Origin of the sequence: Alcanivorax sp., from assembly GCF_051117345.1 — a bacterium.
Taxonomy (GTDB): Bacteria; Pseudomonadota; Gammaproteobacteria; order Pseudomonadales; family Alcanivoracaceae; genus Alcanivorax.
In genome coordinates this window covers 1-10558 of sequence record NZ_JBNPEC010000152.1, presented here as the reverse complement: position 1 = coordinate 10558, position 10558 = coordinate 1, and the positions used below count along the sequence as shown (strand labels likewise).

Here is a 10558-nt window from a genome sequence, read left to right as displayed (position 1 = left end):
TGATGCCGGCAGCCATGAACAGGCCCGCCTTGAAGGTGGCGTGATTGATAATATGGAACACCCCGGCCACCGCCGCCAGCGGCGAATTAAGACCGAACAGCAGGGTGATCAACCCCAGGTGACTGATGGTGGAAAACGCCAGCAACCCTTTCAGATCATGCTGGAACAGGGCCCATATTGCCCCCCACAGCAGGGTGGCCATACCCGCGGTGGTAACCAGATAGAACCACAGGTCGGTGCCGGCCAGCACCGGATAGAAACGCGCCAGCAAGAAGATGCCCGCCTTCACCATGGTGGCCGAATGCAGGTAGGCACTCACCGGCGTGGGCGCCGCCATGGCGTGGGGCAACCAGAAATGAAACGGGAACTGGGCACTCTTGGTGAACGCCCCCAGCAACACCAGGCAGAGAATCACCGGGTACAGGGCGTGCTGCTGAATCAGGGCGCCGTTCTCCAGCACCGTGCTCAGCGAGAAGCTGCCCACCACATGGCCAATCAACAGCACCCCGGCCAGCAGCGCCAGGCCGCCCATGCCGGTGACCGTCAGCGCCATCCGTGCGCCCTTGCGCGCGGCACTGTCGTATTGCTTGTAGCTGATCAGCAAGAAGGAGCTGAGACTGGTCAGCTCCCAGAAAAACACCAGAAACAGCAGGTTATCGCTGGTCACCACCCCCAGCATGCTGAACATGAACAGCAGCAGCAGGGTGTAGAAGCGGCCACCGTCATCCTTGGCCGGCAGGTAATAATGGGCATACACCACCACCAGCAAACCGATGCCCAGAATCAACACGCAGAACAGCAACGCCAGGCCATCCAGGCGCAGGGCCAGGTTCAATCCCAGAGACGGCAACCAGGCCATGGACCACTGCTGCATCCCCCCTTCCCAGATCGGCAAGGACGCCTGGGCCAACAGAGCCAGGGCGGCCACCACCGGCAGGGCCACCAGCAGAGCGCACCAACGGCGGCCCAGGTGGCGGGTGAACATGGGTAGTAGCGCCGCCAGAAGAGGAAGCAGAACAATTGCAGGCAACATCATGTGCTCTCTTGAATATCCATTCCGGGAACCGCTGAATAAATCCTTGCGGATTCAATGACCCCCTTGTGCCACCATCCAGGCAGCAAAGCCCGGCAAGTATGCCATGCCCCCCTTCCCTTGCAAGAATCCCACGGTGGCGCTTCGGTAACAGCGGACAAGCAAGACAACAGAAAGCCAGCGACCATCAGGGTTAGCGATGTACGGGGCAGACCTTTATCGACCCATGCAAAAAATATATGCATATTTTTTTTGCACCAATCAGCGCTCTTAAATAAGTAGCGACAAGCTGCTTTTTTCGCCCTGAACCGGAACTTTACCTTGCCTGAGTTTTCACATCATGCGTAGGATAATTCTAAGCTAATCATCGTTTTACGGCGGTGTCATCTTCCGCGCAAGCGGGCTACTGATAACGGAGCGCCATGCTGACAGGCATATTGTCTGGATTCTTGCTCGCACCCCTGGCCCCGGCCCTGCATCGGCTTTTCCCCCGTTACAGTGGCTGGCTTCTCGCCCTGCTCCCCGCCGGGCTGACGCTGTATTTTTTCCTGCAATGGCTACCCGTCACCCAGCAAGGCCCCCTGCTTACCCATATCGACTGGGTCCCTGCGCTGGCCATGCCGCTGAGCTTCATGCTCGACGGCCTGTCACTGTTGTTTGCCCTGATGATCTGCGCCATCGGTGCGCTGATCTTCATCTATGCCGGTCGCTACCTGGAAGACCACCGGGACCTGCCCCGGCTGTATGTGCTGTTGTTGTGCTTCATGGCCTCCATGCTCGGCGTGGTGCTCAGCGACAACCTGATCGTGCTATTCGTGTTCTGGGAACTCACCAGTATCACCTCCTATCTGCTGATCGGCTTCAATCACGAAGACGCCAACGCCCGGGCCAAGGCTCTGCAAGGCCTGATTGTCACCGTGGGCGGCGGGCTGGCCTTGATGACCGGCTTTATCCTGCTGGGCCAGATCGGTGGCAGCTATGAGTTGTCGGTACTGATCACCCGGGGCGACACCATCACCGCGCACCCGCTCTACGGGCTGACACTGGTGCTGATCGTGCTCGGCGCCTTTACCAAGAGCGCCCAGTTCCCGTTTCACTTCTGGCTGCCCAACGCCATGGCGGCGCCCACCCCGGTGAGTGCCTACCTGCACTCGGCCACCATGGTGAAAGCCGGCATCTACCTGCTGGCACGGCTGCACCCGGCCATGGGCGGCACAGAATTGTGGCTCCTGCTGCTGGGCGGCGCGGGCGCCATCACCATGGTGCTGGGGGTGTTCCTGGCCCTGCGCGCCACCGGCATCAAGCGCATGCTGGCCTATTCCACCGTGATGGCCCTGGGCACCCTGACCATGCTGATCGGCCTGGGCACCCGCACCGCCCTGCTCGCCGCCATGAGCTACCTGCTGGCCCACTCCCTCTACAAGGGCGCCCTGTTTTTGGTGGCCGGCATCATTGATCACCAGACCGGCCGCAAGGATTTCCTCGACACTGGCGGCTGGGCCCGCTACCTGCCCGTGACCAGCGCCAGCGCCGGCCTGGCTGCCCTGTCCCTGGCCGGGATAATTCCTCTGTTCGGCTTTATCGCCAAGGAACAGTTGCTCAAGGCCGGCCTCGACCATGGCCATGCCCTGGCGCCGCTCTTCAGTGCCGCCATCGTTATCGCCGCCACCCTGGGGGTAGCCGTGGCCGCCGTGATCGGTATTCGCCCCTGGTTCGGCAAGCCCGCGCCGCTCACCCACACCCCCAGCGAAGCGCCGCCGGCCATGCTGCTGGGCCCGGCTCTGCTGGCCGGCCTGGGCCTGCTGCTGGGTCTGATTCCCGGGCTGATTGACCGCAGCCTGCTCAGCGCCGCCGCCAGCGCCAGCCTGGGCGAGACGGTGACGCAACCGCTGGCCCTGTGGCACGGCATCAATACCGCTCTGCTGATCAGCCTCAGCGCGGTGCTGGTGGGGCTGGTGCTGTTCCGCTACTGGCAGGGCTTTCGCCATCACACCCGCTGGGCGGACACCCTGGCCCGGTTCGGCCCGGAGCAGGCCTATCACCGCCTGATGGATGGCCTGGTCGCCCTGTCCAATGGCCAGACCCGGCTGCTGCAAAGCGGCTACCTGCGCTATTACCTGATCAGCACGCTGCTGACCCTGGTGGGGCTGGTCGTCGCCGCCCTGTGGCTGCACCCGGATGCCCTCAAGCTGCGCCCGGACTTCACAGACATTCAGCTCCACGAAGCGGTGATCGCCGCCGTGCTGGTCAGCGCCACCCTGGCGGCGGTGACCCTGCAATCACGGCTGGGGGCGGTGGCCAGCCTGGGCGCGGTAGGCTTTTCCATCGCCCTGCTCTATGTGCTGTTCAGCGCCCCGGACCTGAGCATCACCCAGGTGCTGGTGGAAACCCTCACCGTAATCATGCTGGTTCTGGTGCTGTTCCGCCTGCCCGGCTTCCTGCGCCTGACCCGCACCCGTACCCGCCTGGCGGACGCCCTGGTGGGCATCACCGTGGGCGGCATGGTCACGGTGCTGTTGCTCAGCGTGCTGGGCAGTCGTTACCACGGCAGCATTGCCCACTACTTCATCAGCGAGAGCGTGCCCGCCGGTTACGGCCGCAATATCGTCAACGTGATTCTGGTGGACTTCCGCGCCCTGGATACCCTGGGCGAAATCTTCGTGCTGGCGCTGGCCGCCACCGGGATCTACGCCATGCTCAAACTACGCAGCAAGGGTGACACCACGGAACCGGAGGAAACCCATGATTAAAGCGGCAAGCTGCAAGCCCCAAGCTACAACGCGCTATGTGCTTTCAGGTTCTGATCGTTTGTGCCCGCGCCTTACCGTTAATCGCGGGGAAAGCCTTGCAGAACATGGCGTCCTTCATCGCGTTGCAGCTTGTAGCTTGCAGCTTGCTTCCCGGAGGCCCCATGCAGTCTAGACGCCGCATCCCACCACCGGATCGCAACGCCCTGCGCACCCAGTCACTGATCCTGCGCACCACCGGCTTTTGCCTGCTGCCGCTGCTGTTGCTGTTCGCCCTGTTCCTGCTGCTGCGCGGCCACAACGCCCCCGGCGGCGGCTTTATCGCAGGGCTGGTGGCGTCCGCCGCCATCGCCGTGCACCTGTTTGCCATGAGCGAAGCCGGTGCCCGGCGGGTACTGCGCGTGGACCCCCGTGACCTGTTCGCCTGGGGGCTGATTCTGGCACTGGTGGCGGGGGTGCTTGGCCTGTTCAGCGGCCAGCCGTTTCTCACCGCCCACTGGCTCACCGTGAGCCTGCCGGTGTTCGGCGAGCTGAAACTGGGCTCGCCGCTACTGTTCGATCTGGGGGTGTTTCTGGTGGTGATCGGCACCGCCAGCACCATCATCATCAACCTGGCGGAGCAAGACACATGACCAGCCTGATGGCCCTGGTGGTGGGCGTGCTCTACGCCGCCGCCATCTACATGATGCTGCGCCGCTCCATCGTCAAACTGGTGATCGGGCTGGTGCTGCTCTCCAATGCTGCCAACCTGCTGATCTTCACCGCCGCCGGCCTGCGCCGCGATGCCCCGCCGCTGGTGCCGGACGACGCCCAGATGCCGGTAGGCCTGGTGGCCGACCCACTGGCCCAGGCGCTGATCCTCACCGCCATCGTTATCGGCTTCGGGGTGCTGGCTTTTGCCGTGGTCCTGATCCGCCGCGCCTACGAGGTGGTGGAAGCGGATGACATGCATCAGATGCGGGATACCGACACATGAACCTGCTGGTTATCCTGCCCATTCTGATCCCGCTGGCGGCCGGCGCCCTGTCCCTGCTGGGCCGGCACTCCCAGCGGGTGCAGGCCGCATTGGCCGTGATCGGCAGCGTGGCTCTGGTGGCCAGTGCGGTGGCGCTGTTGCTCGCCACCTGGGAGCACGGCCATATCGTCACCGAACTGGGCCGCTGGCCGGCCCCCTTCGGCATCGTGCTGGTCAGCGATCTGCTCGCCGCCATCATGGTATTGCTCAGCGCCGTCACCGGTGCCGCCACCGCGTTTTATTCCCTGGGCAGCATCAGCATTGCCCATCGCAAGGGCGGCTACTTCCCGCTCATGCACCTGCTGCTGGCCGGGGTCAACGGCGCCTTCCTAACCGGTGATATCTTCAACCTGTATGTGTGGTTCGAGGTGATGTTGGTAGCGTCCTTCTCCCTGCTGATCCTGGGCGGCGAGCGGGCACAGATGGAAGGGGCGATCAAGTACGTGACCCTCAACCTGCTGTCTTCCGCCCTGTTCCTGTCCGCCGTGGGGCTGCTCTATGGTCTGGTGGGCACGTTGAACATGGCCGACATTGCCGTGAAGCTGGGGGAAGTGGATTCCGGCATGACCACGGTGATCGCCATGCTGTTCATGGTGGCCTTCGGCATCAAGGCGGCGGCGTTCCCGTTCTTCTTCTGGCTGCCGGCGTCCTACCACACCCCCCAGGTGGCGGTGTCTGCCCTGTTCGCCGGGTTGCTCACCAAGGTCGGCGTGTATGCCCTGTTCCGGGTGTTCACCCTGATCTTCGGCATGGATGACCCGCTGATCCGCCAGGTGCTGCTGTGGGGGGCCGGGTTGACCATGGTCACCGGGGTGCTGGGTGCCGCCGCCCAGTTCGAATTCCGCCGCATCCTGTCGTTCCATATCGTCAGCCGGATCGGCTACATGATCATGGGGCTGGCACTGGCCTCGGTGAGCGTGCTGGCGCTGGCCGGCGGCATCTTCTACATCATTCACCACATCATCGTGAAGGCGAACCTGTTCTTTGTCAGCGGCCTGGTCTACCGCCTGCGTGGCAGCTATGAACTCAAGCAACTGGGCGGCCTGTACCGGGACAAACCCTGGCTGGGCTTGCTGTTCCTGATCCCGGCCCTGTCCCTGGCCGGCATGCCACCGCTGTCCGGCTTCTTCGGCAAGTTCATCCTCATTCGCGGCGGCGTGGAGGCCGGCGCCTGGGCCCTGGTTGCCGCCGCCCTGGTGGTGGGCCTGCTGACGCTCTACTCCATGACCAAGATCTGGGCAGAGGTGTTCTGGAAGGCCGCCCCGGAAGACACGCCTTCCGCCGCCAGTGGCAGCAACACCCTGCTCTATGCCACCGTGACCGGCCTGGCGCTGATCACCGTGGCCATCGGCCTGGGCGCGCAACCGGTGCTGGTACTGGCCCAGGCCGCCGCCGAGCAGCTACTGGACCCGACCCGCTATATCACCGCCGTGCTCGGGGGGGCGCCATGAGCCCATTAAGCTGGAACCTGATCCTGGCCCTGATCTGGGCTGCCGTCACCAGCAACTTCAGCGGCGCCAATTTACTGGTGGGCTTTGTGCTGGGCTACCTGATCCTCGGCTTCGCCCTGCGCGACGTACCGGACTTCGCCCGCTATCGCAAAAAAGTGCCCCGGCTGTTTCTGCTGCTGGGCCACTTCCTGCGCGACCTGGTGGTATCCAATTTACGGGTGGCCTACGACGTGCTCACCCCCACCCATTACATGCGCCCGGCGGTGGTGGCCGTGCCCCTGCGGGCAAAAACCGACGGCGCCATCACCATCCTGGCCAACATGATTTCCCTGACCCCGGGCACCCTGAGCCTGGACGTCTCCAGCGATCGCAGCGTGCTCTACCTGCACGCGATGTACCTGGACAATGAAGACGATTTGCGTGAACAGATCCGTAAACTGGAAGACCGGGTGCTGGCGTTACTGGAATAGGGAACGCTTCATGTGGCAGGAACACAAAGACGTTTTTTTACCACAGAGGACACAGGGAACACTGAGTCATAACATGAAAAACGATCAACGTTTCTGGCTTTTTATGTGGGAAGCGATGCTTGCATCGCGAATAGCAATGGTTTCGCGATGCACGATGCATGACCCACCCACCTTGAGCACTTGCCAGGAAATAGATTGGTTTTTTCCTCAGTGAACTCTGTGCCCTCTGTGGTGAAACATTGAGGTTGGCAACACGATCAACAACGGAGACCAACATGCTGGAAGGCGCACTCTTTATCAGCTATCTGCTGCTCAGCCTGGCGCTGCTTTGCGCGCTGGTACGGCTGGTACGCGGCCCCACCCTGCCCGACCGGGTGGTGGCGCTGGAGCTGATGGCCTCGCTCACCGTGGCCTTTATCGGCGTCTACGCCCTGAGCAACGACCGCACCGCCTTTTTGGATGTGGCCATGGTACTGGCGCTCACCGCCTTTCTCACCGCCGTAGGCTTTGCCCGTTATCTGGAAAAAGGAGGCCACCGAGGTGATCAATGACCTGCTGGTATCGGTGATGCTGGTCACCGGTACCTTCTTCATGTTCCTGGCCGGTATCGGCGTGCTACGCATGCCCGACCTGCTGATGCGCATGCACGCCACCACCAAGGCCGGCACCCTGGGCACCGGGCTGGTGATGCTGGCCGTGGCCACCCACTTTCTGGATGCCGGCGTCACCGCCCGCACCCTGGCCATCATCCTGTTCATCCTGCTCACCGCCCCGGTGGCCGCCCACGCCATCGGCCGCGCCGCCTACTTCGTCGGCGTGCCCCTGTGGGACAAGATGCTCAAGGACGACCTGAAACACCGCTACGACCCGGACACCCACATCCTCCACAACCCGGACGACGACAAAGACACATGATGATTTACCACAGAGGACACAGAGATCACTGAGGGAAAACCCAATCAACTTGCCAGCATTGTCAGCGCCCGGGATTTTGCTCGCGACAACGATCCATGTAGGAACGTAGCGAAGCGGAGTAACGTCCGCAGGACGGCCCGCAGGGTGAGCGTAGCGAATAACGCCGCTTGAGGCGCGAACCGGAGCCTTAGCAACGGAATCCCCCCAGGCCGATCCGATTGCCCGCGACAACCCTACAGCCCCCCCTATTCCAACTCCGTGTCCTCTGTGCCCTCTGTGGTAAAAAAAGCGTTTCCACCCCAACCACCCCCGCCTGTAGCCCAAGCCCTTTTCCGCTACACTCTCCCCATCATTCCGTCAGCAGAAGTCGAGCCTCATGTCCGCAGCCGAAAAACCCATCATCCTGGTCGATGGTTCCTCCTACCTGTATCGCGCCTTTCACGCCCTGCCGCCACTCACCACCTCCAGCGGCCAGCCCACCGGGGCGGTGCGCGGGGTCGCCTCCATGCTGCGCAAACTGATGAAGGACTACGACCCGGACTACATGGCGGTGATCTTCGACGCCAAGGGCAAGACCTTCCGCGACGAGCTGTTCGAAGAATACAAATCCAACCGCCCACCGATGCCCGATGACCTGCGCGAACAGGTGCAACCCCTGCACGACCTGATCCGCGCCATGGGCCTGCCGCTAATCATTGAGGAAGGCGTGGAAGCCGACGACGTGATTGGCACCTTTGCGCGCATCTTCCACGAGCAGGGCAAGCCCGTGCTGATCTCCACCGGCGACAAGGACATGGCCCAGCTGGTCACCGACAAGGTCACCCTGATCAACACCATGAACAACGCCCTCTACGACATCGACGGCGTGAAGAAGAAATTCGGCGTGGGCCCGGAGCTGATCATCGACTTCCTCGCCCTGATGGGCGACAAGGTGGACAACATCCCCGGCGTCCCCGGCGTGGGTGAAAAAACCGCCCTGGGCCTGATTCAGGGCCTCGGCTCCCTGGAAGACATCTACGCCAACCTGGACAAGGTGGCGGAGCTCAGCTTCCGCGGCGCCAAGACCATGGCCAAGAAGCTGGAAGAGCACAAAGAGATGGCCTTCCTCTCCTACCAGCTGGCCACCATCAAACTGGACTGTGAACTCAGCGAAGACCAGGACGACCTGAAACTGCAAACCCCGGACGCGGAAAAACTGGCCGAGTACTACCGCACCCTGGAATTCAAGGGCTGGCTCAGCGAACTGCTGGGCGGCAAGGACCCGGCCGCCGAAAGCGCCGGCGAACAAGTGGAAATGAAGGCGGACGACAACCCGGCCAGCGGCATCAGCCGCGACGCCTACGACATCGTCTACAGCGAAGCCATGCTGGAAAAATGGCTGACCAAGCTGAAAGACAGCGGCGAATTTGCCTTCGACACCGAAACCACCAGCCTTAACTATATGAACGCCGAACTGGTGGGCTTCGCCGTCGCCGTCAACGACAAGGCCGCCTACATCCCCTTCGGCCACAACTACCCCGGCGCCCCGGACCAGCTCGACAAGCAACTGGTGATGGACAAGTTCAAGCCGCTGCTCGAAGACGACAAGCTCAGAAAGATCGGCCAGAACCTCAAGTACGACATGAGCGTGCTCGCCGAAGACGCCGGCATCACCCTGCGCGGCGTGGCCTACGACACCATGCTGGAATCCTACGTGCTCGATTCCGTGGCCACCCGCCATGACATGGATTCCCTGTCGCTTAAGTACCTGGGCCACAAGACCATCAGCTTCGAGGAAATCGCCGGCAAGGGCGCCAAGCAGCTCACCTTCAACCAGATCGGCCTGCACGAAGCCAGCCCCTACGCCGCCGAAGATGCCGACGTCACCCTGCGCCTGCACCAGACCCTGTGGCCGAAACTGGAACAGGAAGGCCGCCTGACCGAGGTATTCCGCGACATTGAGCTGCCCCTGGTCACCGTACTCAGCCGCATCGAGCGCAACGGCACCTACGTGGACGCCACCCTGCTCAAGCACCAGAGCCAGTTCCTGGCCAAGCGCATGGCGGAGCTGCAGGAAAAAGCGTTTGAAATCGCCGGGCAGGAATTCAACCTGGCCAGCCCCAAACAGCTCGGCGAGATTCTCTACGAGAAGCTGGAAATCCCGGTCATCAAGAAGACCCCCAAGGGGGCGCCTTCCACGGCAGAAGCCGTGTTGCAGGAACTGGCCCTGGAATACCCCCTGCCCCAAGTGATCATGGATTACCGTGGCGTGGCCAAGCTCAAGAACACCTACACCGACAAGCTGCCGGAGCTGATCAACCAGCGCACCGGCCGCGTACACACCTCTTACCACCAGGCGGTGGCCGCCACCGGGCGTTTGTCCTCCAGTGATCCGAACCTGCAGAACATTCCGGTGCGCAGCGAAGAAGGCCGCAAGATCCGTCAGGCTTTCCTCGCCCCCAAAGGGCGCAAGATTGTCGCCTGCGATTACTCCCAGATCGAACTGCGCATCATGGCGCACCTGAGCGGCGACAAGGGCCTCACCGACGCCTTCGAAAAAGGCCTGGATATCCACCGCGCCACCGCCGCGGAAGTGTGGGGCAAGAGCCTGGACGACGTCAGCGACAACGACCGCCGCAACGCCAAGGCCATCAACTTCGGCCTGATCTACGGCATGAGCGCCTTCGGCCTCGCCAAACAACTCGGCCTGCCCCGCAAGGAAGCCCAGGACTACATCGAGCTCTACTTCGAGCGTTACCCGGGTGTAAAGAAATACATGGAAGACACCCGCGCTCTGGCAGCAGAAAAAGGCTACGTGGAAACCCTCTATGGCCGCCGCCTCTACCTGCCGGAAATCCACAGCAGCAACGGCCAACGCCGCCAGGCCGCCGAACGCACCGCCATCAACGCCCCCATGCAGGGCACCGCAGCGGACATCATCAAGAAAG

9 protein-coding genes are annotated in these 10558 nt (G+C 62.5%); 8 read left to right on the top strand and 1 reads right to left on the bottom strand.

From position 1 onward, the window contains the following. Positions 1-1036, bottom strand: a 1036-nt coding sequence (locus ACFE0K_RS09960) for a proton-conducting transporter transmembrane domain-containing protein (protein WP_434535917.1), incomplete at its 3' end; no start/stop codon positions are given. A gap of 419 nt (positions 1037-1455) precedes the next feature. On the opposite strand from ACFE0K_RS09960, the gene ACFE0K_RS09955 reads away from it, so the two are divergent. From ACFE0K_RS09955 to polA, 8 genes are all read left to right on the top strand, one after another. Next, on the top strand, positions 1456-3783 hold the full coding sequence (locus ACFE0K_RS09955) for a putative monovalent cation/H+ antiporter subunit A (RefSeq protein ID WP_434535916.1): 2328 nt from the start codon (positions 1456-1458) through the stop codon (positions 3781-3783). Positions 3784-3944: 161 nt separating this feature from the next. Further along, a complete protein-coding gene (locus ACFE0K_RS09950; protein ID WP_434535915.1) occupies positions 3945-4412 on the top strand; it encodes a Na+/H+ antiporter subunit B in 468 nt (155 codons plus the stop codon). Next, positions 4409-4756, top strand: a complete 348-nt coding sequence (locus ACFE0K_RS09945; RefSeq protein ID WP_434535914.1) for a Na+/H+ antiporter subunit C — start codon at positions 4409-4411, stop codon at positions 4754-4756. Before ACFE0K_RS09950 ends, ACFE0K_RS09945 begins: the two co-directional genes overlap by 4 nt. Further along, a complete protein-coding gene (locus tag ACFE0K_RS09940; RefSeq protein ID WP_434535913.1) occupies positions 4753-6246 on the top strand; it encodes a Na+/H+ antiporter subunit D in 1494 nt (497 codons plus the stop codon). The genes ACFE0K_RS09945 and ACFE0K_RS09940 overlap by 4 nt, the downstream gene beginning before the upstream one ends. After that, positions 6243-6716 (top strand): Na+/H+ antiporter subunit E, encoded by a 474-nt coding sequence (locus ACFE0K_RS09935; RefSeq protein WP_434535912.1) that lies wholly within the window; start codon positions 6243-6245, stop codon positions 6714-6716. Before ACFE0K_RS09940 ends, ACFE0K_RS09935 begins: the two co-directional genes overlap by 4 nt. A 275-nt stretch (positions 6717-6991) precedes the next feature. After that, positions 6992-7267 carry a cation:proton antiporter gene (locus ACFE0K_RS09930; protein ID WP_035245977.1) on the top strand — a complete coding sequence of 92 codons (276 nt, stop codon included), beginning with the start codon at positions 6992-6994 and terminating at the stop codon, positions 7265-7267. After that, positions 7257-7631 carry a monovalent cation/H(+) antiporter subunit G gene (mnhG, locus tag ACFE0K_RS09925; RefSeq protein ID WP_434535911.1) on the top strand — a complete coding sequence of 125 codons (375 nt, stop codon included), beginning with the start codon at positions 7257-7259 and terminating at the stop codon, positions 7629-7631. The genes ACFE0K_RS09930 and mnhG overlap by 11 nt, the downstream gene beginning before the upstream one ends. A 376-nt stretch (positions 7632-8007) precedes the next feature. Further along, the coding region (polA, locus tag ACFE0K_RS09920; RefSeq protein WP_434535910.1) for a DNA polymerase I at positions 8008-10558 on the top strand (2551 nt) is incomplete at its 3' end.